This window comes from Streptomyces stoeckheimensis (assembly GCF_045822005.1).
In the GTDB taxonomy this organism is placed as follows: Bacteria; Actinomycetota; Actinomycetes; order Streptomycetales; family Streptomycetaceae; genus Streptomyces; species Streptomyces stoeckheimensis.
In genome coordinates this window covers 233,204-257,035 of the sequence record NZ_CP169550.1, presented here as the reverse complement: position 1 = coordinate 257,035, position 23,832 = coordinate 233,204, and the positions used below count along the sequence as shown (strand labels likewise).

Annotated in this window: 24 protein-coding genes and 1 pseudogene; 12 read left to right on the top strand and 13 right to left on the bottom strand. The window is 71.8% G+C overall.

Translation table 11 applies throughout. The annotated features are described in order from the left end of the window. Positions 1–432 precede the first annotated feature (432 nt). Positions 433–771 (bottom strand): hypothetical protein, encoded by a 339-nt coding sequence (locus tag ACE1OC_RS01170; protein ID WP_407835346.1) that lies wholly within the window; start codon positions 769–771, stop codon positions 433–435. A gap of 464 nt (positions 772–1,235) precedes the next feature. Here ACE1OC_RS01170 and ACE1OC_RS01165 point away from each other — a divergent pair, with 464 nt between their 5' ends. The 3 genes from ACE1OC_RS01165 to ACE1OC_RS01155 all read left to right on the top strand — a co-directional run bounded on the left by ACE1OC_RS01165 (position 1,236) and on the right by ACE1OC_RS01155 (position 3,568). Next, complete coding sequence (locus tag ACE1OC_RS01165; RefSeq protein WP_407835345.1) at positions 1,236–1,721, top strand: VOC family protein; 486 nt, start codon at positions 1,236–1,238, stop codon at positions 1,719–1,721. A gap of 412 nt (positions 1,722–2,133) precedes the next feature. After that, a complete protein-coding gene (locus tag ACE1OC_RS01160; protein ID WP_407835344.1) occupies positions 2,134–2,898 on the top strand; it encodes a hypothetical protein in 765 nt (254 codons plus the stop codon). A gap of 160 nt (positions 2,899–3,058) precedes the next feature. Then, the gene (locus tag ACE1OC_RS01155; protein WP_407835343.1) at positions 3,059–3,568 is read left to right on the top strand and encodes a hypothetical protein; all 510 of its coding nucleotides are present in this window, start codon (positions 3,059–3,061) and stop codon (positions 3,566–3,568) included. A gap of 473 nt (positions 3,569–4,041) precedes the next feature. Here ACE1OC_RS01155 and ACE1OC_RS01150 read toward each other — a convergent pair whose 3' ends face one another. Then, positions 4,042–5,769: an amidase gene (locus ACE1OC_RS01150; protein ID WP_407835342.1), complete on the bottom strand. Its 1,728-nt coding sequence runs from the start codon at positions 5,767–5,769 to the stop codon at positions 4,042–4,044. A 145-nt stretch (positions 5,770–5,914) separates the two neighbouring features. On the opposite strand from ACE1OC_RS01150, the gene ACE1OC_RS01145 reads away from it, so the two are divergent. Both ACE1OC_RS01145 and ACE1OC_RS01140 read left to right on the top strand, forming a co-directional pair. Next, positions 5,915–6,634 carry a TetR/AcrR family transcriptional regulator gene (locus ACE1OC_RS01145; protein ID WP_407835341.1) on the top strand — a complete coding sequence of 240 codons (720 nt, stop codon included), beginning with the start codon at positions 5,915–5,917 and terminating at the stop codon, positions 6,632–6,634. Positions 6,635–6,830: 196 nt separating this feature from the next. Then, positions 6,831–7,389, top strand: a pseudogene (locus ACE1OC_RS01140) (short-chain fatty acyl-CoA regulator family protein); the annotation flags it as partial. A gap of 3 nt (positions 7,390–7,392) precedes the next feature. Here the strand turns inward: ACE1OC_RS01140 and ACE1OC_RS01135 are convergent. From ACE1OC_RS01135 to ACE1OC_RS01100, 8 genes are all read right to left on the bottom strand, one after another. Next, positions 7,393–8,313: a cobalamin-binding protein gene (locus ACE1OC_RS01135; RefSeq protein ID WP_407835340.1), complete on the bottom strand. Its 921-nt coding sequence runs from the start codon at positions 8,311–8,313 to the stop codon at positions 7,393–7,395. A gap of 259 nt (positions 8,314–8,572) precedes the next feature. After that, positions 8,573–9,106, bottom strand: coding sequence for a YcxB family protein (locus ACE1OC_RS01130; protein ID WP_407835339.1), 534 nt, complete (start codon positions 9,104–9,106; stop codon positions 8,573–8,575). A 71-nt stretch (positions 9,107–9,177) separates the two neighbouring features. Further along, positions 9,178–9,987, bottom strand: a complete 810-nt coding sequence (locus tag ACE1OC_RS01125) for an SMI1/KNR4 family protein (RefSeq protein ID WP_407835338.1) — start codon at positions 9,985–9,987, stop codon at positions 9,178–9,180. An 85-nt stretch (positions 9,988–10,072) separates the two neighbouring features. Continuing rightward, positions 10,073–10,213 carry a hypothetical protein gene (locus tag ACE1OC_RS01120; protein WP_407835337.1) on the bottom strand — a complete coding sequence of 47 codons (141 nt, stop codon included), beginning with the start codon at positions 10,211–10,213 and terminating at the stop codon, positions 10,073–10,075. A gap of 248 nt (positions 10,214–10,461) precedes the next feature. Beyond that, positions 10,462–10,974: a hypothetical protein gene (locus ACE1OC_RS01115; protein ID WP_407835336.1), complete on the bottom strand. Its 513-nt coding sequence runs from the start codon at positions 10,972–10,974 to the stop codon at positions 10,462–10,464. A gap of 59 nt (positions 10,975–11,033) precedes the next feature. Continuing rightward, complete coding sequence (locus tag ACE1OC_RS01110) at positions 11,034–11,531, bottom strand: hypothetical protein (protein WP_407835335.1); 498 nt, start codon at positions 11,529–11,531, stop codon at positions 11,034–11,036. Positions 11,532–11,580: 49 nt separating this feature from the next. Continuing rightward, a complete protein-coding gene (locus ACE1OC_RS01105; protein WP_407835334.1) occupies positions 11,581–12,924 on the bottom strand; it encodes a hypothetical protein in 1,344 nt (447 codons plus the stop codon). Between the two features lie 30 nt (positions 12,925–12,954). Beyond that, entirely contained in the window at positions 12,955–13,386 is a 432-nt protein-coding gene (locus tag ACE1OC_RS01100; RefSeq protein ID WP_407835333.1) for a hypothetical protein, read from the bottom strand. Between the two features lie 314 nt (positions 13,387–13,700). On the opposite strand from ACE1OC_RS01100, the gene ACE1OC_RS01095 reads away from it, so the two are divergent. Both ACE1OC_RS01095 and ACE1OC_RS01090 read left to right on the top strand, forming a co-directional pair. Next, positions 13,701–14,435 (top strand): DUF4232 domain-containing protein, encoded by a 735-nt coding sequence (locus ACE1OC_RS01095; protein ID WP_407835332.1) that lies wholly within the window; start codon positions 13,701–13,703, stop codon positions 14,433–14,435. 129 nt (positions 14,436–14,564) lie between these two features. Continuing rightward, positions 14,565–16,139: a serine/threonine-protein kinase gene (locus ACE1OC_RS01090; protein ID WP_407835331.1), complete on the top strand. Its 1,575-nt coding sequence runs from the start codon at positions 14,565–14,567 to the stop codon at positions 16,137–16,139. Here the strand turns inward: ACE1OC_RS01090 and ACE1OC_RS01085 are convergent. Continuing rightward, on the bottom strand, positions 16,136–16,588 hold the full coding sequence (locus tag ACE1OC_RS01085; protein WP_407835330.1) for a DUF2809 domain-containing protein: 453 nt from the start codon (positions 16,586–16,588) through the stop codon (positions 16,136–16,138). The two genes, ACE1OC_RS01090 and ACE1OC_RS01085, sit on opposite strands and share 4 nt — an antisense overlap. Positions 16,589–16,808: 220 nt before the next feature. Between ACE1OC_RS01085 and ACE1OC_RS01080 the strand changes: the two genes are divergently transcribed. Further along, positions 16,809–17,477 (top strand): lysophospholipid acyltransferase family protein, encoded by a 669-nt coding sequence (locus ACE1OC_RS01080; protein ID WP_407835329.1) that lies wholly within the window; start codon positions 16,809–16,811, stop codon positions 17,475–17,477. A 31-nt stretch (positions 17,478–17,508) separates the two neighbouring features. Here the strand turns inward: ACE1OC_RS01080 and ACE1OC_RS01075 are convergent, their stop codons facing one another. Next, positions 17,509–18,324 (bottom strand): NAD(P)-dependent oxidoreductase, encoded by an 816-nt coding sequence (locus ACE1OC_RS01075; RefSeq protein ID WP_407835328.1) that lies wholly within the window; start codon positions 18,322–18,324, stop codon positions 17,509–17,511. A gap of 49 nt (positions 18,325–18,373) precedes the next feature. On the opposite strand from ACE1OC_RS01075, the gene ACE1OC_RS01070 reads away from it, so the two are divergent. The 4 genes from ACE1OC_RS01070 to ACE1OC_RS01055 all read left to right on the top strand — a co-directional run bounded on the left by ACE1OC_RS01070 (position 18,374) and on the right by ACE1OC_RS01055 (position 23,028). Further along, positions 18,374–19,282, top strand: coding sequence for a LysR family transcriptional regulator (locus ACE1OC_RS01070; RefSeq protein WP_407835327.1), 909 nt, complete (start codon positions 18,374–18,376; stop codon positions 19,280–19,282). A gap of 60 nt (positions 19,283–19,342) precedes the next feature. Then, entirely contained in the window at positions 19,343–20,734 is a 1,392-nt protein-coding gene (locus tag ACE1OC_RS01065; protein ID WP_407835326.1) for a M1 family metallopeptidase, read from the top strand. 59 nt (positions 20,735–20,793) lie between these two features. After that, positions 20,794–21,384, top strand: a complete 591-nt coding sequence (locus ACE1OC_RS01060; protein ID WP_407835325.1) for a 2'-5' RNA ligase family protein — start codon at positions 20,794–20,796, stop codon at positions 21,382–21,384. 81 nt (positions 21,385–21,465) lie between these two features. Next, positions 21,466–23,028: a multicopper oxidase family protein gene (locus ACE1OC_RS01055; protein WP_407835324.1), complete on the top strand. Its 1,563-nt coding sequence runs from the start codon at positions 21,466–21,468 to the stop codon at positions 23,026–23,028. 161 nt (positions 23,029–23,189) lie between these two features. Here the strand turns inward: ACE1OC_RS01055 and ACE1OC_RS01050 are convergent, their stop codons facing one another. Continuing rightward, a complete protein-coding gene (locus ACE1OC_RS01050) occupies positions 23,190–23,786 on the bottom strand; it encodes a hypothetical protein (RefSeq protein WP_407835323.1) in 597 nt (198 codons plus the stop codon). Positions 23,787–23,832: the final 46 nt, after the last annotated feature.

The following is a 23,832-nucleotide window of genomic DNA, read 5'->3' as shown; positions in this document are numbered from 1 at the left end:
GGCAAGGCGACGCGCACGAGGCGCCGTGGTCGTGCTGCGGGCGGTCCGGGTACTCCTGTCCGCCGGAGGGCTCCGCGTGCCCGTCCGGCGCAGCCGGTGCGGACAGGGAGAGGTGCCGGTGGCCGTCGTTGGACAGGTACGACGAACAGTGCACGGCGGCCAGGAGCAGCACGCTCAGCGCGCAGGCGAGTAGAGCCGCCGGCCACGAAGGAACCCGGTGGGTCGAGCGCGGCGGGGACAGGCGGAGCACAGATCCTCCGAGCGGCAGTCACTTCCTCGGCCACGAGGGTGGGAAGCGACAGGGGCGGGTGCGCGCACAGGGTGCAGGATTTCGGCGCCGGAAGCCGAGGCGCATTGAACATAACGCCGCGTAGTGGGTAAATCCGTGAACTCCGCAGCGCGCGCGTGGGTGTCGTCGGAAAGCTCCGACGGCTACACCTGAAGGACGACCTGTGATCTGTCGTGGTCGGAGGAGGCCGCAGCGGGCTGCTTCAACTGCTCGGTGGGCCGGGCACGCGAGACGTTCGGAGAAGTCCGCCGTTCGTACAGCGCCTCGGCGAGATCGCGCTTGTCCGCGGTGCCCGACGGTGCACTCGAGCGGCGCGCACCCTCGACCACCGAGTGGCCTTCGCTCTCGGGGCAGCCCTCGGCAGATGCCACCATCTGGCCTTCCGCGTTCGCCAAAGCGGCGGATGCGACCTGCACGGCCGCCGTTTCGCTGCCGTGCTCCGGCAAGGAACAGCACACGCCGACCAGGCTGAGCAGCAGCAAGGCCAGCCCGGTAGTGACCAGTCGGCCCACCTGCGAGGTGGCTGACCGGCCGCCGGAACGCGACCGAGCTGTCATCACCCCGTGATCATAGCCAGCGTCCACCCGCCCCCGGGCACCCCTTCGCGGAAGAGCGTGTGATCCAACTGCGCCTGTGTGCAAGGGCTGTAGGAACCCATGAGGGCCTGAACCGAGGGCATCTGCGGATCGTTCAGGGCACGGAAGTGACACGTCCAGCCCTGACGGTCCGCTGCTGTCCGCGGTGCGTCACGCCCTTGGGCTCGAACACCGACAGCACCATCGCAGCCGCCAGGGCGCTAGTAGTGCAAGAGCCGGGCCCGCAGCCCTTTGGGGCATCCGGCGCCCGGCCGCCGCGCGGCGCGGGTACGTGTGCGGCACGTCCGGGATATCTCTGGTCGCAGATGGTGGTCGGCGTGGCTGCCACGGTCCGGAAAGGCAGGTGGCCGGTGACTGTCCAGCCCGTTCCCGAGGGGTATCCGCGCGTCACGCCGTACCTCTGTATCGACGGCGCCGCTGCCGCGATCGACTTCTACGTCTCCGTGCTCGGCGCACGGGAGCGGATGAGGATGGCCGCACCCGGCGGCAAGATCGGCCACACCGAGCTGGAGCTCGGAAGCTCGGTCATCATGCTCGCGGACGAGTACCCCGACATCGGCTTCCGCTCACCGAAGTCGGTGGGCGGCACGCCCGTCACCCTGCACGTGTACGTCGAAGACGTCGACGCGGTCTTCGCCATGGCCCTGGCCGGGGGTGCCACCGAGCTGCGGCCGGTCAGGGACGAGTTCTACGGCGACCGCACGGGCCAGTTCGAGGACCCGTTCGGACATCGCTGGAGCATCGCCACGCACATCGAGGACGTGCCGCCGGACGAGATGGAGAGGCGTTCCGAGGAAGCCGAGCGCGCCACGGAGTCCAAGCCGGGCGGCGAGTGAAGGGTCTGTGGCCCGCACCGATGCTGACCTGCGGGGGTGGTGGCTGTTGCGCGCGTTGGATGGACGTTGGTCCGGAAACGGCCCGGATCTTGATCGCGGCGGCCGAGCGGCTTGGACGGCCGGAGGGTTACTCCCCGCCGCGCGCCTCGGCGACCGGCCGTGTGGCAGCGGCCCAGGACGGGGAGCGGCCTGAGTCGCAGGCTCCTCGCGGCCGTGTTCCGCTTGAACCTGCTGGCCGACCTCACCAGCATGGGCACCCTCGCGGCCTTCCCTCGGTGAGGCAGCCGAGCCCGCTGGAGAACAGGCCTTGGCCCGACACGTAGAGGTTCCACTCCTGTGACGGGGTGGCGATGAGGGCAGTCCGGGGCAGGGCTTCGTCAGTCGGGCGGCCAACCGCCTCAGACTGTGGGCCATGAGTGAGAGCAACGCGGGAGCGGGCCGCGAGCTGGTGGAACGGCTGCATCGCCGCTTGGACCGGATCGAGGATCTGCTCGAACCTGCCGCCGGACCGGAGGAGAGGCCGTCCTGGCGGCAGCCCACCGAGGGAGAGGAACGGTGGGCCGTCACCGTGGCGATCCTGGTGGCCGTGGGGCTGCAGTTGCTCCTGCCGGACCGGCTGACCATTCATCCGCGCTGGCTGCTCCCGGCGCTGGACATCACCCTGCTGCCGGCCCTGGCCGCCGTCCACCCGCACCGGCGCTTCGACCGCAGCTCGATCCTGCTGCGCGGGCTCGGCCTGAGCCTGGTGGCCGCCATCAGTCTGGCCAACGCCTGGTCTGCCGTGGAGCTCGTACGGGAACTGCTTCAGCGCACCGGGCCGGAAGGGGCGCTCGCGCTGCTCGGCACGGCCGGAGCCGTCTGGGTGACCAATGTGGTCGCCTTCGCACTCTGGTACTGGGAGTGGGACCGGGGCGGCCCGGTGGCCAGAGCGCAGGCGACCAAGGACTACCCCGACTTCCTTTTCCCGCAGATGCAACAGACGGGGATCTCCGCCCCGGACTGGAAGCCGTACTTCGGGGACTACCTGTACGTCGCCTTCACCAATGCCACCGCATTCAGCCCGACCGACACCATGCCGCTCACGACGTGGGCGAAGCTGCTGATGATGGTGCAGACGTCGGTGTCGCTGATCATCGTCCTGCTCGTGGTGTCCCGGGCGGTGGGCATCTTGCAGTGACGGGGCCCGTCCCGCGCGACGCCCGGCATCCCCGGCAGGCCGGTGAAGACCTTGCCCTTGGCGAGCGCCACCAGCGGGTATCGACCCCTGGGTCCGCGACGCCCGGGGTGTCAGGTGTTGCTCCCGGCGCCCCGTACACCCGCGCCCTACGGTGGCTTTTATGACGAAACATGCGGTGGACGCAACGGGCACGGAGATGGCCGCGGCCCAGCTCAAGGAGCGGATCTACGCGACGATCACCATGATCTCCGTCGTCATCGGCCTCGCGGGCAGCAGCCACGTGGCCGTCCTCGGAGCCGCTGCGACGGTTACGACCGCCTCGGTGGGCTTGTGGCTGGCCGCGCTGGTCGCCGATCAGCAGGCCCACCGGGTGATGCACGGCGCTCTCGCACGGGGACGGGAACTACGCGTGATGCTCTTCGTCAGCAGCCCGCTCTTGCTGTCCGCGCTGGGACCCCTCGTGCTGATCGGCGTCTCGGCACTGGGGGCGATGGGCCTGAAGACGGCCCTGCTCACGGCGGCCGGGGTCAACGTCGCCACCTTGTTCGCGTGGGGGTGCTACGGCGGGATCCGCATGGGCGGAGGGACGGTGTTCGCGCTGCTTGGCGGCGCGATCGACGCGGCGATCGGGACGGCGGTCGCGGTGGTCAAGGCCACCGCCGGACACTGACGGCCGCTCGCACCCCCTTGGTGGCCGCCTCTTCGGGGCGATGCCCCGGGCGCGTGACCTGCTCTGCTAGGCAGTGGTTGTCGGGAGGTGTGCTGCCTGGGTGTGGTGCGTCCTGGTTGGCCGGCTCCTGCCTGCACACACTCGGTCGGGCGGAGGCATCAGCTTCGAACGAGGAGTAGGGCAGGTATGAGGCCGCCTCCAGCCGATCGTGTGCGGAGCCGGATCGCCAGGGCCGCCGCTGTTGCGGTGCCAAGGCCCGCGCCCGCGGCCCGGTGACCTCCTTCGCGGCTCTCGATTCCGGCGTCGCGATCCTCGACGGAGTTGCTCCACGTGCGGAGGCAAGGGGCCTGCCTAGACGATGAACTCTCGGCGAAGGCATCCCCCCTGTGCACTGGGGGGATGCTCGGCACCGTTCCACCGGCCGACCGCTTCCGCTACCGGCTGTGGGGATCTGCGCGGAGGTCTCCGGCAGGTCACGGGGCGGACAGGCGCGGCGGCGCGGTGCGCCGGCTGCCGGTCTTCTCGAAGGCCGCGGCGAGGGCCAGCAGGGCGTTGTCGTCGTAGGCGCGGCCCGCGAACGTCAGCCCGACGGGCATGCCGGTGTCCGACATGGTGCCCATCGGAACGGTCACGGTCGGGATGCCGAGGTGGCGGGGGACCAGGTTGCCGTTCGCGACCCAGACGCCGTTGCGCCAGCCGAGGTCGGCGGACGCCACGTTGACGTCCATGTCCGCGGGGCCCACGTCGGCGACCGCGGGGAACAGCACGGCATCCAGGCCCAGTCCGTCCATCCAGAGCTCCAGGTCGATCCGGCGGGTCTCCTCGAGTCCGCGCAGCCCCTGCTCGAGGTGCGGCATGTCGGTGAGGGAGGCGTACGGGCGCTCGCGCACGAAGCGCGGGTAGTCGCCGATGGTGTCGTCGAAGCCTTCGTAGCGGTCGGGCAGTTCGCCTTCCTGCTTGGGCCAGATGCGGGTGCAATCGACCTCGGCGAGGGTGGACATTGCGGGGTCTCCGTTGGCGCGCAGGAAGTCGTCCCATGCCCAGGCGGACAGGTCTTCGATCTCGAAGGTGAGGAAGTCGCGGCTGACCAGTCCGCGGGTGTGGAGCGAGGGCGCACCGGGGCGGTCGGACTCGTAGTTCGACACGACGGGGAAGTCGACCTCGACGACCTCGGCCCCGGCGGCTTCCAGGTCGCGGCGCGCAGCTTCCCACAGCGCGATGACCGAGGGACGGGTGTCGATGCGCTGCCCGGTCTGCCCGCCGATGCCCCCGTCGGGGTTGGTTCCGGCGTTGGGGTCGGCGTTGATGTACATCGCGGGCACCCCGACGCGCTTGCCGGAGAGCGCGTCGTGCGCGGCCTGGACGCCGGCGGGCGCGAGCGCGGGGTACGAGGTGGGCCGTACCTGCGAGGCCGGGGGAACCGCCACCCAGGGCTGCGCGCGCCACAGGTCGCCGCGCGTCTGCGGATCGTCGGCCACGATGACGTCGAGCAGTTCGAGCAGGTCGGCCATGGTGCGGGTGTGCGGGACGACGACGTCCATGGTCGGTACGAGCGGCCAGTTGCCGCGGACCGAGATCACACCGCGGCTGGGCGTGTAGGCGCACAACGCGTTGTTCGAAGCGGGCGCGCGGCCCGAGGACCAGGTCTCCTCGCCGAGGCCGAACGCGCCGAACGACGACGCCGTCGCGGTGCCGGAGCCGTTGGAGGAACCGGAGCCGTAGGCGCTGGTCAGCCAGTCGGCGCTGTACGGGCTCTCGGCGCGGCCGTACACGCCGCGCTGCATGCCGCCGTTCGCCATCGGCGGCATGTTGGTCAGGCCGATGAGGACGGCCCCGCCCGCGCGCAGCCGTTCGATGGCGAAGGCGTCGTGCTGGGCGACGAGGTGCTCGAAGGCGGGGGAGCCGGAGGCGGCGGTCAGCCCCTTGGCGAGGTAGCTGTCCTTCGCCGTGTACGGGATGCCGTCCAGCGGGCTGAGCGTTTCGCCCCGCGCGCGGCGCGTGTCGCTGGCCTCCGCCTCCGCGCGGGCATCCGGGTTCATCACGACCATCGCGTTGAGCGCGGTCGCCGTACCGGGCCGGTCGTACGCCTCGATCCGCGCGAGGTAGGCATCGAGCAGGTCGACCGCGGTGGTCTCACCCTTCTCCAGCGCCGCGCGCAGGTCGGCGATACAGGTCTCCACAACATCGAATCCGCGCGTCATACGGCTGCCTCCTGGGATCGGGCCGGACTGGTGAGCGCCCGGCGCATCGGGCCGGTCGGGTGGGAATCGACCCACCCTGCCGCCCTGACTAGATTTTCAGTCTAGAGTAGAGATCTAGATTCCCGGAACCGAGGTGAGCCAGCTCATGCCGACGTCAGAGCCCGGGCCCGCGCGGCCGCAGCACCCTGTCCTGCCGGAGGGTGTGAAGGGGGCGGGGATCGACGCCAGTGCTGCTTCCCGGCCGGCTGCTACGGCCCCGGTCGACAGGAAGCGCCAGCCCAGCGGGGACGAGGCACGGGGGCGGGCGATGCGGGCCGCCATCAGTGTCATCGCCGAGAAGGGCACCGCGGCCCTGCGGATGTCGGACATCGCCGAGCGGGCCGGCATGAGCACCGGGCACATCCTCTACCACTTCGGCAAGAAGGACCGCCTCCTGCTCGAAGTCCTCGCATGGAGCCAAGCGGACCTCTGGGACCGGTTCCGGGAGGCCTGCGACCAGGCCGCATCCCCTGCGGAGAAGCTGGACCTGTTCGTCCGCTTCTACCTGCCCCGCCACCAGGGTGACGAGCGCTACGCACTGTGGACGCAGGTCCTGGCCCAGCGCCACGACGAAGCCGGCCGGCAGATCCTCACCGCGCTGCTGGACGGCTGGGACGAGCGACTGGGAGCCATCCTTCGTGAGGGCCGGGACCTGGGACATTTCGCCGAGGTGGACGTTGCCGAGTTCACCATCCGGGCCGTGGCCATGCTGAGCGGTCTCTCCGAAGACGTGATGTTCGGACGGTCTCGCTGGCAGGACACCTCCGCGCACGCGTTCGCCCTGTCCGCCCTCGAACGCGAACTGCGTCCGACCGGTCAGGCGTGACGACGCCTGCACCTCCACCCTCAGGCGGCGGTCAGCGGTGGATGCTCCAGTCCGTCCCCGAAGTGGACGGCGGGCGCTGTGGTCACTGCTCAGCCGGGATGGTGCGGGGCTCGAAGCGGATCGGGCGACCATCCCGAGGCACGCCGCCACGGCGACGACGATTCCGGCCCGCGCGTTGATCCGGATGGCTGCGGCACGTGCGGTCATGAGGCCCACCCAGCTCGCGCTGCTGGAGTACGGGACGGAACTGGACCGGCTGGCGGCTGAAGACTTCCCGCCCGACTCCCCGGCACACCGCCCGGCCCGGATCGGCATCGCCAACTATGTCGCGGCCGCGCTGGTCCTCCCGTACGGCGCGTTCCACACGGCCGCCGAGGAGTTCCGCTACGACATCGAGCGGCTCACCGACCACTTCGGGCTCGGCTACGAGACGGTCCGCCATGCCCGACGGGCAGCGGTACCTGTGGACCGCCCGCGCCCGCGCCCGCGCCCGCCACCGCGGCGGTTGGGGCGAGCCGGGCAAGACCTTCGCCATCGGGCTCGGCTGCGAGCTCCGCCACGCCTCCCGCCTCGTCTACTCCGAGGGCCTCGACCTCGACAACACGGCCGAGGCCACGCCCATCGGCATGGGCTGCCGCCTCTGCGAACGCCTCGACTGCCCCCAGCGCGCCGTACCGCCGCTGAGCCGGACCCTCGCCGTCGACGAGAACAGCAGCACGTTCATCCCCTACCCCGTATCCCGCGACCGGGGGTGAGCATCAAGCCCGGACCAACCGCCTCGCCTCGGCCTCGGTCACAGGATCCCCGGCCCGCGCCCCGTGCAGCACGTGGGCGAGCACCTCGGCGCCCCGGACCACGCGCGGCCCGGGTCGGTTGAAGTAGGCGGGCCCGTCCAGCACCCACACCTGGCCCGTCCGTACGGCGGGCAGATCCGCCCAGCCTGGCAGTGAGGTGAGTAGATCGATCTCGGTCAAGGTCCGTTCGGGCGGGAACCCGCACGGCAGCACCAGGACGACGTCCGGGCGTGCCGCGCGTACCGCCTCCCAGGTCATCGGTTTGGTGTGCTCTCCGGGCGCAGCCAGCAGCGGTTCCCCGCCCGCGCACGTGATCTGCTCCGGCACCCAGTGTCCGGCGGGCCACAGCGGGTCGAGCCACTCGACGGCCACCACCCGGGGCCGCGGCCGGCCCGCCGTCGCGCGCCGCACCCCGGCGAGCCGGTCGAGCAACTCGCCGCGCCGGCGCTCGGCCGCTGCGCGGACTCCCAACAGCTCGCCCACGGTGACGAGGCAGTCCAACACGTCGTCCAGGGTTCGCGGTTCCAGGCTCAGCACACGGGGTCCGGCGTCCATGAGGCGCACCGCCCGGGAGACACCCTCGTAGGACACCGCGCAGACCTGGCAGAGGTCCTGGGTGAGCAGGACGTCCGGGGCGAGCGCGGCAAGAGCCTCGGTGTCCAGGGTGTAGAGCGAGGATCCGCTGTGTGCCGCGCCGCCCACCGCGGCGGAGATCTCCCGGCTGCTGAGTGCGTCCGCGTCGAATTCGGCGCGGGTGACGACGGGAACCGAGGCGACCACTGCGGGCGGCCAGTCGCATTCGTGGGTGCGTCCGACCAGGTCGGCGGCGAGTCCGAGGTCCACCACGATGTCCGTGGCCGCGGGAAGCAGGGAGACGATGCGCATGCACCGACTGTAGGCGCGCGACGGGACCACCGCTGACTGCCCCTCGCTGCGTCACCCGAAGTGCTCGGGCAGCCCTTCGGGTCCTGGAAGGCTTGCGGGCTGACCGCAGCCGAAACGGCAGAGCGGGATTGCTTGACCCGATGCATCGACCGGAACCCTGGCAGCCCCGGTTTCCCGGGGGCGGGACCCAAGGACGATCGAGCGGCTGCCACGATGAACCGGGTGAGGGGCAGGCTGCTTCTCTCAGCCCTGGCTGACGCTAACGGCCGTGTGCCTGCTTGCTCTTCGCGCGGCGAACGCTGGACTCCATGAGAAGGTGGATCAGTTCGGTCTCGCTTGTCCTGGTCAGTAGCCGCTTGGGCACGATCAACAGGCCGACTTTCCAACCGATGCGGCCGGTCACCACGTAGACCCGCTCCGTTTCGTAGTAGCGGTACATGGTGCGCCACGGCACGCGCATGAGTTCCTCGGAGCCTCGGGAGACTACGCAGCCCGCGTGGTCGATGACGGCCTGCTTCTCCCCAGTGGCCTGGTCGGCACGGAACATGCGGCCGGCCAGCATCGGGGGAAGGAACAGGCCGAGCGCGCCATAGACGAGGGCGAGCGCCAGCAGACCCGTGTTGATCGGGTCGCCGCTACCGGGCTTCAGGCTCAGCGCCGCCATCAGGGCCGCGGCCACGAGGACGAGCCCGCGCAGGTGTCGGAACCATCTGGTTGCCGCGAGGGCCTCGTCGAACTCCTCCCGCGTCAGGATTCCGCTGAAAGTGATGTTTGTCTGCCGTATGTCGTCCACGGGCGCGGAGCCTACAGGTCCGTGCCCGGCCGCCGGCGGACGAGTCCGCATCCCACTCGCGCGGGGCTCCGTCAGTCGCTCTTCCGGTAGTTCATGAACCAGTGCGTATCGAAATAGCGCGCCATCGTGAACGGGTGGTGCGGGTCGACGAGGATGCGACGGACGAATTCTGCGGCCTGGTAGCCGAAGGGGGCATCCTCGCCATCGAAGGACCGGACGACGACGGGCCAACGGTCGGGGTCGTCGCCGTCGGCCCGCCAGCAGTACAGGTCCTCGTGCTCCGTGCCCGCCCAGATGATGAGCCCGTCCTCCCGGAGATCCGCCCACGGCTCCTGGTGCAGGCTCAGATACGCGTCGAAGGCGCCCTCGCCGAACGTCTCGACCATGCGCTTGTAGTCGGCCGGGAGCGCCGTTCCCAGGCGTGACTCCACCTCCGCCCAGTTCACGTCCGGCCGTTGGGCGGGCTGCGTCCAGCCGGTGATTCGTATGAGCCGCTCCATCCAGTCGGCTTCCTCGTCCTCGTCCTCGTCCGGAGCGACAGCCGACGGTTCGGGCACGTGCCTCTGAGCGACCACCAGTACCGGCCGCTCGGCGCCTTCGGCGTCTCGCGCCGTGCCCGTGCCGACCCACTGGTTCCCGTACGCCCACGCCCGCATCTTCACAGCCCGGTCCCCGAAGGGGGCAAGGAGAGCCGCGCCCCTGGAGTCGTCGACCGCCGGATCGGTGAAGCCGTCGAGGACGAGAGTGTGTGGAACTCCGTACCTGTCGGCGAGCAGGTCGGTCAGAGCTTGCGGGCCCAGGTCGCCGGGCAGGTACATGTAGCCGTCGGCCGGGCCGAGTTGAGCCAGCAGATCGTTGACGGCCATCTGTGTGAGCTTCATTCCGGACAGTGAAGCGCACTGCTCTGACAACGGAGCTGGTCGGACGCGCCGGCAGGCCATCCACGTCCCACGTCCCGCCATTCAGCTATCCGGTTCTACGTCCTCGGGTCCGGCGGACGGTGATCCGGACCTCGGCGGTGAGGCCACGGGCGTTGAGGAATCCTCGGGCCTCGGGAACGGTCGATGCGGTCAGGGTCGCGAGGAGACGGGCGGTGCTGTCTTCCATGCCGCGGGTGACACCTCGGTGGCTTCGCAAGGGCCGGCGCGGAGGCCCCCGCAGGGTGGGCGGCAGGCCGGAGCAGGGAGACCGGACCTGGAGCTCGGCGATCGCGGCCGGGGTGCGCGGGGCCGTGTGTCTTCGCGGAGGCGGACCCCCGACGCCGGCCGGATCCGGCCGCTGCGGGGCGGTGGGCACCGGGCGTCGGCCGGAAGGACGACCGGGGGGACGACCGGATCCCCCCGCCGCCGCCCGCGTCAGAGCTTCCCGAAGGCGACCCCGCGCCAGGTCCACCCCGCGGCGAGCACCGCCTCGCGGAGGGGGTCCTTGAGGTCCGAGTTGTCGAAGCGGAACACTTCGGTGGCCCCGAGCCCGCCGTCGGCATCCCGCTCGACCTTCCAGCGCCGGGACACCGTGGTGACCTGCCCGCGCGCGGCCTCGGCCGACAGGGCCAGCCGGGGCGTGTCTCCCAGCCACGTGACATCGAACTGCCGGTCGACGCTGCGGACCTCGCGGGCGGCCGCGTCCAGGCGCAGCCGGATCTGGAGCACGCGGCTCACCTGGGTCCGGGCGAAGAAGGTGTGCCACGCGGGCTCCTGGATCCGCCACTCCGCCACCAGGTCGGCGCCCTCGGGGGCGCCCCCGCGCACGACGTACGGGGCGTCCGCCGCGAAGAGCCCGAGCAGTGTCGCCCGCACCTCCTCGGCGGAGCGCGGTGCGACGCCGCGGTCGGGGTGCCTGGTGCCGGTGAGTTTGTCGAAGAGACCCATCACACCACCCTAGGGACATCCGGCCGTTCGATACAAGATCGAACGATCCGGCGCGGCTCCTACGATCCCGCCGCCGTGTCCGGGCCCACCGTACGCAGGAACTCCTGGAAGTCGCCCAGGACGTCGTCGTGCTGCTCCGCCGTGGCGGTCAGCACCATCCGGATCACCGCACGCTTGCGCGGGTCGTGGACGTCCAGCATGGACAAGTAGACCTGGGACTGGACGAGCTCGCGGCGCACGCCGCCCGCGACCGCCGAGAAGCTCACCCGCTGGGTCAGACCCGGCGCGCCCTCGGGGCCGATCTCCCGGCGGGCGGCCACCACCACGGACTCGCCGGCCTCGCGCAGGCGCTCCACCGACGCGTCGGCGAGCTCGTCCAGCGTCACCTCGTCCGGCCGGTACTCGCCGTCGATGGTGATGTTGGCCGTGAATCCGGAATCCGGCTGCGGATGCAGCGCGACGAAGGCCACGCCCGGAGCGCCGACCTCGTCCGGAGGGGCGGGCTGCCAGCCCTCCGGCAGTCGGAACTCGATCGGTACGGGCAGTGTCGTGGGCATCGCGCGCTTTCCTTCTTTCTGTCTTTCTGTCCTCCCACGGAAACGTGGGTCAGTCGAACCAGCTGCCGACAGTGTCCTTGACCGAGCCCGCCGCATCGCCGACGGCATGGGCGGCGTCCCCGACCGCATCGGCCGCGTCGCCGGCGGCGTCGGTCACCTTCGCCGGGTCGATCGTGAACTCCGCTCCGACGGAACCGCCGAGGCCGAGGGCGACGCCCACCTTGCCACCGATGTGGAACTTGCCGTCGTCGCCCTTGCCGAAGGTCACCTTCGCCTCGGCGCCCGCTCCGGCCCATCCCTCGGCCGTGGCACCGGCCCCGATCCCGGCGACCTCGGCGCCCCCGGCGACGCTGCCCTTCGCCCCGGCGAAGGCCTTCGCCCCGGCGTTCAGGCCCTCCAGGCCGACGCCGGCACTGGCCTGCGCCTCGGCCCCGGCGAACCCTTCGGCCCGGCCGTAGCCCTCCACGTAACCGTATCCCGCGCGCCCCTCGGCCAGGGCGCGGCCACCCGCGGACACCTCGGCCTTGCCCGTGAGGCCCTTGTCCGTGATGCCGACGTTCGCGCTGGCCCGGGCCCCTGCGTAGGCGTCGGCGATGCCGGAGAGCCGCATCGAGCCGTTGCTGAGGGATCCCTGCGCCGTCGCGTGGCCGAGCTCGGCGTACGCCTGGGCCGAGCCTTCCTTGCCGTACTTGGGCCCGGAGGCCTTGGCGCCCGCGTCGGGCCCGGTCGCCGACGCGGAGCCCTCGGCCTGCCAGCCGTCGGTCTTCGTGCCCACTTCGGCGTCCTTGGACCGGGGGAGCGGCACGTTGGCCAGGTCGCCCTCGGGGTGGGCGTTGAACCCGCCGATGGTCTGGTCGGCCCCCTTGCCGAAGGCGTCGCGGTTGCCGTCGACGACAGCGGCCTCCAGAGCGGCCTTCACATGCTGATCGGCTTCGGAGGCGGCCTTCACGCGGTCGTCGAGGTACTGCTGCCACGAGGTGACCGCCGTACGGATGGAGGCTTCGCCGTCGGGGTCGTGGTGGTAGGCGCTGCGCTCGGCGGGGGTCAGCTTGGAGTAGTCGAAGGCGACGCGGCCCTGCTCCGACACGGTCATCCCGGCGGCGACCGCGTCGTCCCGCGCGCTCTGCAGCTTCGACTTGAGGTCGGTGAACACGGCGTGGGCGTCCAGCAGCAGGCTCGCGACGGCCTTGGCCTGGGTCTGCGCCGCGGCGTACTCGTAACGGGTCGCCGCGAAACCCGACTGCGCGGCGCCCGCGCTGACGCCGGACCAGGTCGGGCCCAGCGTGATCTTCTGGACGCTGTCGCCGTAGCGGGCCTCGACCTTCTTCAACTCGCCCGCCATGGCCTCCCACTTGGCCGCCGCGGCCGTCAACAGGCCCAGGTCCGTGGTCATGACCTCGTGATACGTCAGCACCGCAGCCCCCTACAGACCGTTCAGCTTCGAGCCGGACGCCAGGAACTGGCTGCCCAGCCCGGTGTCGTTGCGCACGAAGAGCCCCGAGGCCCCGCGCAGCGCCCCCTTCTCGGAGGACAGACGGCCCATCAAGGTCCTCACCTGCTGGTCCCAGGTGTCCGACACCTTCTTCAGGCCGCCGGCCGTGTCCCAGCCCTCGAAGCCCTTCTGGGCCGCACTGGTGGCATCGTCCGCGTGCTCGGAGGCCTTCTTCGTGTTCGGCTCCAGCTCGGTCTCGATGGTGTTCGCCGCGGTCTGCTTCTCGGCGGGCGTCGAGGCGAAGTCACCGGACCCGCCCGGAGCGAACGGCCCCGTGGGTGCGCCGTTCAACCGCACGGCCACGTCGTGGTCCGTGACGCCCGCGCGCTCACGCTCCCATTCCTGCGCGAAATCCCCTGACATGATGCTCCCCCGTCCGAAGGGAAAGATCATATACATGCCAATCGAGCGGTGGTCAACCACCCCGTGCGCAGGGGTGGCGGACGCCCTGACGGGGTGGTCATCTGACCGAAGCGTGCCGTTCTTGTCCCTGCTGTGTAACAGGCGTCTGGGACCCCCGCGATGTGGGAAATCCGCTACTGCAGGCCGGTGGGGGCGCCGGTAAGGAGCAGGTGGGAGCCACGTCGGCCCGCCGTCGACTCCTCGGAGCCGTCACGGTCTGCGTTCACCATCGGGAGTCGACAGCGGCCGCCCAGGGCCGCCCACGGGGGAACACCATGAACACTGCTGCCCGCACGAGTCGCAGAGGCTGGAAGTCCTACGTCATCGGGGCCGCGACGGTCACCGCACTGCTCGCGTCCGCCGCGTGCTCGCCGAGCGGGGGCGACGGGCCGGGCGACGGCAAGCCCACGGCCAAGCCGAGCAACCCGAGCAACCCGAGCGCGACGAGCCCGTCGAGCACCCCGGGCGACACCGGCTCCCCGAGCACGCCGAAGCCCGGCGACACGCCCTCGGCGAAGCCGAGCCCGGCACCGACCACCACCGGCGGCAGCGGCGACGGAGCCGTCGCCGTCTGCGCCCCGGGCGACGTCTCGATCACCTCCAGCACCGAGGACGAGATCAGCAAGGGCGTCCGGCACATCCTCCTCACCCTCACCAACACCAGCCAGAAGGCGTGCAAGGTCTACCGCTATCCCCAGGTCCAGATCGGCGACGCCCGGCGCCTGGTTCCCGAGATCAAGGAGAGCGCCCCGACGCCCGGGACGCCGTACGACACCATCGCTCCGGGCAAGCAGACGCACGCCGCACTGCTCCTGAACGGACCCATGGACGAGGCCCCGGCGAAGACCATGACCGTCCAGCTCCAGGACACCACGGCCGGGAGCAAGAAGGGAGACCCGATCAAGGTCGCCCTGCCCGGCGTCGACACGGTCTACTACAACGACTTCGCCAAGGTCACCCACTGGATGACCGCCTCGGGTCTGGCCCTGCGCTTCATCATGTCGTCCTGACGTCGTCCTGACGTCGTCCTGACGTCGTCCTGACCATCGGGCCCTCCGGGGCGTCCTCTAAGGTGACTCCACCGGCCTGTCCGAGCGCTCCGCGCGTGCGGACAACGGCCTTGTGGACAGGGGGAGTCGGTGGAGTCACTGCGGCCCGGCGACCCGCCGGAGATCGGCGGGTACCGCCTGCTGGCACGGCTCGGCGAAGGCGGCATGGGCGAGGTCTTCCTGGCCCGGACGGCGTCCGGCCGGCCGCTGGCCCTGAAGACCGTCCACCGGGAACTGAGCCGGGATCCCGACTTCGCCGACCGCTTCACGCGGGAGATACGCGCCAACGACCGCGTACGTTCCGCGTGGACGGTCTCGGTGGTGGATTACAGCGCTCAGGGGACGTCCCCGCAGTGGCTCGCCACGGAGTACGTCGCCGCGCCCTCCCTGGGCGATTGGGTGCACCGGCACGGACCGCTGACCGGCCCGGCCGTGTGGAGCCTGGCCCGGGAACTGTCGGCCGCGCTCGTGGCCGTACGGGCGGCGGGCGTGGTGCACCGCGACATCAAGCCGGGGAACGTGCTGCTCGGGAGGGAACGGCCCTTCCTCATCGACTTCGGCATCGCGCGTGCCGTGCACGACCCGCGCCACACCCGGACGGGAGCGGTCATCGGCACGCCCGGGTTCCTCGCGCCGGAGCAGGCGACCGGAGCCGTGGCCGAGGCCCCGGCGGACGTCTTCTCGCTCGCCGCGGTACTCGTCTACGCGGCCACCGGGCGCAGCCCCTTCCTGGCCGCAGGCGAGGAGCTCGAACTCCCCGGCCTCCTCTACCGGATCGTGCACGACGAGCCCGCCCTGGACGGAGTTCCGGACGGGCTCCGACCGCTGCTCGGCGCGTGCCTGGCCAAGGATCCGCAGGAGCGCCCGACCGCCGACGAGGTGCTGACCCGGATCGGCGCGGCAGGGCAGGAGTGGAGCGGGTCGGTACCACCTGCGCTTGCTGCGGACGTGGGCAGCAGGGAAGCCGTACTCCAGGGCATCCTGGCGGCGTCCCAGCCGCCACCCACGCCCGCACCCGTTTCCGTGCCCCCGGCGCCCCCGGCGCCCCCGGCGCCCCCGGCGCCGCCCTCGGCGTTCGCGGCGACGCCGCCGCTGCTCTCTCCCCTTCCCGCCAGGACGCGACGGGTGGCGGGGGCGGCCGGCGCGGCCGTCCTCGTCGTCGCGGCCACCCTCGTGATCAAGATGCCGTGGGGCGGGGACGGCGACAGGGACGTGGACGGGCGCGGACCGGCGACCCCGTCCGCTTCGGCTTCCGCCTCCGCGTCGGCGATGCCGCGGTCGTGGGTCGGCACGTGGACCGGCACCGGCCCCGGAACCCCCGACGCGGACGGAATCACACGGGCCAGGACGGGCGAGTTCTCCGTCACGGTCACGCTGAACGCGGGCTCCGTCGGCGACCTCGTGGGCCGGCAGGTCAGCGAGGTGAAGGAGACGGTCTCCGGGCGGAACCTGGGGTGCACGGAGGCCCTGGAACTACGGCAGACGAGCGGGGACAGGGCGGTCTTCGCGGCGGTGACCAGCCATCCGACCGACCCCGCGGCCACCTTCGACTGTCCGAAGGGCAACCTCTACGTACTGACCCTGACGGAACCCGACCGGCTCACCCTGGAGACCGAAGGGGCCCAGTCCGCGGGCGCCCCCGAGAACCTGATCCGCCGCCACTAGGCGGTCTCCTTCGGGCCGCCGGGCCGTGGCGAGTGGCGCCCCACCGCGGTGTGGCCGAGCCAGCCGGCCGCCGCGCCGACCGCGTACCAGAACAGGTCGGGCGGGTTGAAGGTGGACCCGAGGGCGAGCCGGGCGAGCCCGCTGTGCCGGGAGAGCTCCGCCGGTATGCCGGTCAGCTGGAGGAACTCCACCACCCAACTCACCGCGAGAGCGCCGGCGGCGGCCCGCAGGGCCGTCACCCGTGGCAGGGCCAGCACGATGAGCGCGAAGATCAGTACGGTGTACAGCGCGTCTCCGCCGTACTTGGCCGTGCTTCCCGTCGCCACGGCCCGTAGCCCCAGCCCCGCGCCGACGGTCACGACCGCCGCCCCGGCCGCCACGAGGCGGGTCCGGGTCCGGGCCCGGCCGGATCCGGCACGGGCACGCCTCGCAGGCACGTAGGCGGTCATGGGTCCACACTGCCAGACGGCCGACGCCCGCAACCTCCGGCTCCCGCAGGGCTGCGGGCTCCGGGCTCCCGCTCTTGCTCCCGCTTCCGTCGCGGAGCGGAGGGGTGCGTGGGCCGCGTACCCAGGCGGGTTGAGTAGGGCGACTCATGCAGGTCGGGGCTGCGGCCGACACGCTGGAGGCACGCAGACCGCACACCCCGTCTCCCGGAGGTTCGATTCCATGATCAGCCACGTCGCCGCCGCCCTGGCCCCGGTGTTCGGGCGGTTGACCGTCTCCGCGGACACGTCGGGCCCCGTCGTCGGCGGGACCATCCTGGCCGCCAACCACACCAGCCTGGCCGACCCCGTCGTCGTGGTCGCCGCCCTGCGCCGGCTCGGCGTCGAGCCGGTGATCATGGCCACGGCCGGGCTCTGGCGGATCCCGGTGCTCGGCGGGGCGCTCGCCCGCGAAGGGCACATCCCGGTTCACCGCGGAACGGACCGTGCGGCCGGTTCGCTCTCCGACGCCGCCCGGGCGCTGGCGGCGGGGCGATGCGTGCTGATGTACGGGGAAGGCGGGATCCCCGCCCGGCGCGACTCGGGGGAAGCCGCGCCCTTGCCCTTCCGCAGCGGCCTGGCCCGACTCGCCCTGGCCACCGGAGCACCAGTCCGCCCCGTCGGCCAGGCGGGCGCCCGCCGGGTGAGCTCCGGTACGACGGCCAAACAGCTCGCCGGAGTCCTCACGGCCCCGGTCCGCCGGCCGCGGGTCCATGTGCACGTGGGCGCGCCCCTGTTCCTGCCCGACGGGCTCCCCGAAGCGACGGCCGCTGCCCACGGGGCGGTCACCTCGGCCTGGCACACCGCCCTGTCCGGCCTCGCAGGCGTCGGCGTCGGAGTCGGCACGCCGTAGGCCGCGCGGAGCATCGGCTCCGACCGGCCGGTCAGCGGACCGGGCGCAGGGCCGCCAGGTCGCGGGCGGCGAGTTCGGGACGGGCGGTCAGGGCGCCGTGCACCGCCTCCAGGACCGGCAGTTCGGCGTGGCCGCGGGCCAGGTCCACGTCCTTGGCCGCCAGCGCCACGGGGAAGTGGGAGCCTTCGGCGTAGGCCCGGGCCACCGCACCGGCCAGGGGCCCGCGGGCCAGCTCCGAGCGCAGCAGCTCCTCCGGAAGGCCCAGCGCGGAGCCCAGTTCCAGGGCTTCGGTGACCAGCGCGACCCCGCCGATGACCGCGTTGATCAGGACCAGCTTGAGCGCGGCACCGGAGCCCGCCGGACCGCACTCGGTCACCTCGCCCAGGGTGTTCAGCACCCGGCGTACGGGGCCGGGCAGCGGGCCCCCGGCCAGCACCCACAGCTCGCCGGAGGCGGCCCGGTCCACGCTGCCCATGACCGGGGCGTCGGTCAGCAGCACCCCCGAAGGCAGCCGTCCCGCCAGGTCCCGTACCGCCTGCGGGCCGACGGTCGAGGTGTCGATCCAGTGCGTACCGGGGCGCAGGGCGGGCAGCAGGTCCTCCGCGACGGCGCGCAGGGCCGCCGGATCGGCGAGCATGGTGATCACGAGGTCCGCCTCGCGGACGGCCTCGGCGGGGCTCGCGGCCGGGACCGCGCCGGCCTCGGCGAGCGCACGGGTCTTGCCGGGGGTGCGGTTCCAGACGGTCACCGGGTGTCCGGCGGCGAGCAGTCGGCGGGCCATCGGGGCGCCCATGCTGCCCAGGCCGAGGAAGGCGATGTGCGGCGCGTCGTCCGCTGTGGTGTTCATGGCCTCGACGCTAGGTCCGCCCCAGCCATGCGACAAGCGAATGAATAGCATGGCTCCCATGCCGATCCCGCATGATCTCTACGAGGTGTTCCGCAGCGTGGCGCGCCACGGCTCCTTCACCGCCGCCGCCCAAGTCCTGGGCTACACCCAGTCCGCGGTGTCCCGTCAGGTGCAGACCCTGGAAGAGGAGTGGGGCACCCCGCTGTTCGACCGGCTGCCGCGCGGGGTGCGGCTCACCGAGGCCGGCCGGGCCCTGCTGCCGCACGCCGAGGCGGTCGACGAGCGGCTGCGCGCCGCCCGCGCCGAACTGGACGCGCTGCGGGCCCTGGACGGGGGCCGCCTGCGGATCGGCGCGTTCTCCACGGCCGACGCCGCCCTGTTGCCCCGTACCCTCGCGGCGTTCAGGGCCCGGCACCCCGCCGTGCGCGTCACACGCACCGAGGGCGGGTCCGCCCGGCAGTTGGCGCTGCTGGCCGCCGGGGAGCTCGATCTCGGAGTGGTCGGGACGGCCTGCGGGCAGCCGCTGGAGGGGTGCGAACTGCACCACCTGCTGGACGAGCGGATGTACGTGGCGGTGCCCCGCGGCCACGCGCTGGCCGGACGGCGCTCGGCGCGGCTGGCCGACTTCGCCGGGGAGGAATGGATCGCGGCGAGCAGCCGCCCCGAGGAAACCCTCATGGCCGGCGCCCTGGCCCGGGGATTCCAGCCCCGGATGGGCTTCCTGGCCGCCGACTGGATCGCGAAACAGGGCTTCGTGGCTGCAGGCCTGGGGGTGACCCTCGTGCCCGAGCTGGCGGCCTCATCGGCCCGCGCGGACATCGCCCTGGTCCCGCTGCGCGCGGAGGACTCCCCGCGCCGCGAGGTGTACGCGGCGACCCCGCGCGGCTCGGCCCCCTCACCCGCGACGACCGCCTTCCTCGCGCTCCTGCGCTCCGTGGCCGCCGAGTTGACCGCCTGACGGCGACGAGTGCCCTGGAACCCGCCCGTCCGGCCGTACGGACGTTCTAGCGTGCCGGGCATGATCTCGCTCAGGTTCAGGCGGGCCCTGCTGCTCGCCCTCGCATCCGTCATGCTCTGTGCCCCGCAGACCGTCGCGGCCCAGACCCCTCCGGACCCCGCGGCCTCCGCGTCCGCGGCGACGCCCGACCGTCCGTCGTACGAGGTGTCGCTGCGCAGCGACGCCGACGGCTCCCACTGGACCGGCCGCCAGACGGTTTCCTTCCGCAACTCCGCCCGTACTCCGATGCGTTCGATCGACGTCCGGCTGTGGGGCAACGGCACCGACGGCTGCGGAACTCCCGAGGCACCGTCGCCGGTCCGGGTGGGCAAGGTCACCGGAGGCACCCCGCGGCCGCTCACCGTCGGCTGCACCGCCCTGCAGATCGACCTGCCCGCGCCGCTCCCGTACGGGGCGCGGACCAGCGTTTCCTTCGACGTGGACATCAGCGTCCCGGACCGCGTCCACCGCTTCGGCAAGGACGGCGCGCACCGCTACCTCGGCAACGCACTGCCCCTGCTGTCCGTACGCGACGCCCAGGGCCGCCACCTCGACCCCGACGTCGGCTTCGGCGAGAGCTTCTACACCCTGACCGGCGACTTCCGCGTCGTCCTCGACCACCCCGGCGCGCTCGTCGTCCCCGCGACGGGCACCACCACGCGCCGCGCCGGCGCACCCGGCCGCACGGTCACCACCAGCGTCGCGCACGGGGTACGGGACTTCGCCTGGGCCACGGGCCCCTTCCTGTCGAAGACGGTGACCACGCCGGGCGGAGTACGGCTGAACGCGTACTGGACCGCCGCCACCTCCCCGGAGGGCGTGGCCACCGACCTGAAGGACGCCGTGGGCTCGGTCGACGCCTTCGGGAAGCGCTTCGGGCGCTACCCGTACGGCGAGCTCGACCTCGTCATGAGCGACAACCTCGACGAGTTCGGCAGCATGGAGTTCCCGGGCCTCGTCCTGCTCTGGACCGAACCGGAAGGGGCGGCCGTCGTCCACGAGATCGCCCACCAGTGGTTCTACGGCATCGTGGGCAACGACCAGTTCACTTCGCCCTGGCTCGACGAATCCTTCGCCCAGTACGCGAACCGGACCTATTACGGAGACGACACCACCACGTGCTGGGAGGACCAGGGAGCCTGGCCCAGCGACACGGCCGCCCTCACCAACTCCATGGGCTACTACGCGAACGGCCACCGCTCGGAATTCGTCCGGGTCGTCTACCACCGCGGCTCCTGCGCCCTGAGCGACCTGGAACGCACCCTGGGCACCCCGGCGATGACGGCCATGCTGCGCGACTACGTCCGCGACCACTGGCTGGGCGTCTCCACCACCAAGGACTTCAAGCGCGCGGCCCAGGCGGCAACGTCCCAGGACCTCACTCCCTTCTGGACGGAACACAGGATCCACTGACCGGGTGCGGCGCAAACCCGCGGGCGCGAGCGGATCTTCCCGTGGCACCCTGTCGTGTCATGGCAGATGACAGCAGCAGCACGTTCCAGGCGGGTCAGACGGGCCTCGTCGTCAGGATTCCGGAGGCGGAGCCGGCCGTCCGCAGGTGGCGCGAGCGGCTCGACCCTTCGGCCCGGGCCGGGGTTCCCGCACACGTCACCGTGCTCTTCCCGTTCCTGGAGGAGAGCCGGATCGATCCGCTCGTCCACGCTGCCCTCGAGGACGTGGTGCGCTGCCATCAGCCGTTCGACCTGCGGTTCGAGAGGTGCGGACGGCTCCCGGAGGTCCTGTACCTCGTTCCGGAACCCGCTGCGCCGCTGATCCGGCTCACGGAGGCGATCGCCGCCCGCTGGCCCGAGGCTCCGCCGTACGGCGGCCGGTTCGCCGAGATCGTGCCGCACCTGACCATCGCCCAAGGCCAGGAGGACGCGGTCCTGGAGGAGATCGAGGCCGACCTCGACGGCGGGCTCCCGTTCGCCTCGCACGTCTCCGCGGTGGAGCTGATGGTCCACGACGGCACCACGTGGCGGGCGCGGGCCTCCTTCGCACTCGGAGACCCCGCCCCTCTCGCCCGAGACCGCCCCCGAGACCGCCCCCGAGACCGTCCCTGAACCCTCTCGGGGGTGGTCTCGGGGGCGGCCCCGGGTCGGTCCCCGATGTCCGGCGCGAGCGCCGTCCGTAGCGTCGTTGCCATGTGGAGAAACGGTAAGAACGGGACCGGCGGCAAGCGCCGGATGTCGGCGTGGAAGCGGGCGTTGCTGATCCTCGGCTCGCTCGTCGCGACGTTCGCCTTGGTCATCGCAGTGCTGTTCACGTGGCTCTACACGGGAGCCAAGGTGTCCACCGTCGGTGCGGTGGACTTCCACAACGCCCTCGCCGTACCACCCCTCGCGCAGTCCACGGTCGAAGCCGACGGAACGCGCGTCTTCGACCTGCGGATGCAGACCGGAGAGACCGAGTTCACTCCGGGGACCAAGACCCCCACCTGGGGGTTCAACGGAAGCCACCTCGGCCCCACCCTCCGCGCGGCGAAGGGGGAGAAGGTCCGGGTGAAGGTGGCCAACGCCCTGCCGGAGGCCTCGTCCGTCCACTGGCACGGCATGCACCTGCCCGCCGCGATGGACGGCGGCCCGCACCAGATGGTGCCGGCGGGCGGCAGCTGGGCCCCCGAGTGGACGGTCGAGCAGCCCGCCTCGACCCTCTGGTACCACCCGCACCCGCACGGCGCGACCGAGTCACACGTGCAGCGCGGCCTCGCGGGTCTGTTCCTCCTCGACGACCCTCAGTCGGCCGCCCTGCCCCTGCCCAAGACCTACGGGGTCGACGACATACCGGTCATCGTCCAGGACGTGTCCTTCGACGGCGCGAAGTTCGACCACGGCCACAAGCTGATGCGCAACGTCGGTTTTCTCGGCGACCGGACGATGGTCAACGGCACGCTGGACCCGTACGTCACCGTGCAGGACGAACTGGTCCGGCTGCGCCTGCTGAACGCCTCCACCGCCCGCGTCTACACCTTCGGCTTCGACGACGGCCGGGAGTTCCGGCAGATCGCCTCGGACGGCGGCCTCCTCGAAGCCCCGCACACGACCGACCGCCTGCGCCTGTCGCCGGGGGAGCGGGCGGAGATCGTCGTACGCATACGACCGGGCGAGCGGACGGTCCTGCGCTCCCACCCTCTGGACGCCAGCCTGGACTTCTGGAACCAGCGCTTCGGGGGCGGCGACGACTCCTTCGACGTGATGCAGCTGCGCGGGGCCCCCACCCTTCGACCGTCGGCCGAGCTGCCGCAGACGCTGGCGGCCTCGACCCTTCCCACCGGCGAAGACTCGGTACGCGGCCGCTTCTTCGAGCTCAAGATGTCCGGCATCAACGGCCGGAAGATGGACATGTCCCGCGTGGACGAGACGGTCACCCGCGGCACGACCGAGACCTGGACCCTCCGCAACAACGACGGGATGCCGCACAACTTCCACGTCCACGACGTCCAGTTCCGCGTCCTCGACATCAACGGCGCGGCCCCGCCGCCCCCGTTGCGCGGCCCGAAGGACACCGTGTTCATCCCGTCCGGTACGACGGTCCGCATAGCCCTGCGCTTCGAGGGCCCCGCAGACCCGAACACCCCGTACATGTACCACTGCCACCTCCTCTACCACGAGGACGAGGGCATGATGGGCCAGTTCACGGTCCTGGACCCGGGCCGGCCGACACCGGCCCCCAACCTCCCGCCCACCTCCGGCACACACCAGCACTAGGCCGTCTCTTTCGGATCTTGCCGGGCCCGCGACGCCTGGCACCGTGCCTGGCCGCACTTCCAGGGCAACCGAGTACGTCCAGTACGCGCGTGCCCCGACAGCACGGCCAGGCACGGCACCAGACGCCGCGGGCTCGGCCGACAAGATCCGAAAGAGACGGCCTAGCCGACGGAAACAACCCGGTCCGGCCGGCCCCCAGGGGCGATGCTCACTTCGTGGACCGCGCCTCCTTCGGTGGTCATGCGAATCCGGTCGGGAGCCGTCCACACGGCTTCTCTGAGCGAGTTGTCCTCGTCGTCGCCGTTGAAGCAGCCGACGTTCCATCGGCGTTCCCGCGGCGGGTGCCCCTGGTGCACGTGGACGCACCTCACCGGGTCGAGGAAGCCGCTCCGTGACACCACGACCAGTTGGCGGTCGCTGCGACCGGGGGAGGGTTCGGCCCTCACCACCCTGTCCGTGTCCCCGAACACTGCGGAGGCCCAGCCCCCGACGAGCAGCAGGGGAACGCCGGTGACGAGCACCGCGGTGACCAGGGGCATGCGCAGCGAGGAGGACTTGGTCAGTCCCAAGATGACCGCCCCGGTCAGCGCGGCCACGGCGAGGCATCCCAGCAGAACGAGGTGTTCCCTGAGCCTGAGCAGCAGGATCAGTGCGCCCTCGCCGCCCGATTCGAATCCGGCTACGGCCGCCACGGCGAAGATGACCGCTGCCGCCAGCAGCAGGAAGGCCGAAGGTCTGCGGTACCGACTGAAGTCCATGATCCCCCGAACGATGTGGATCACGCAGCCTAAGGGGAAGCATCCG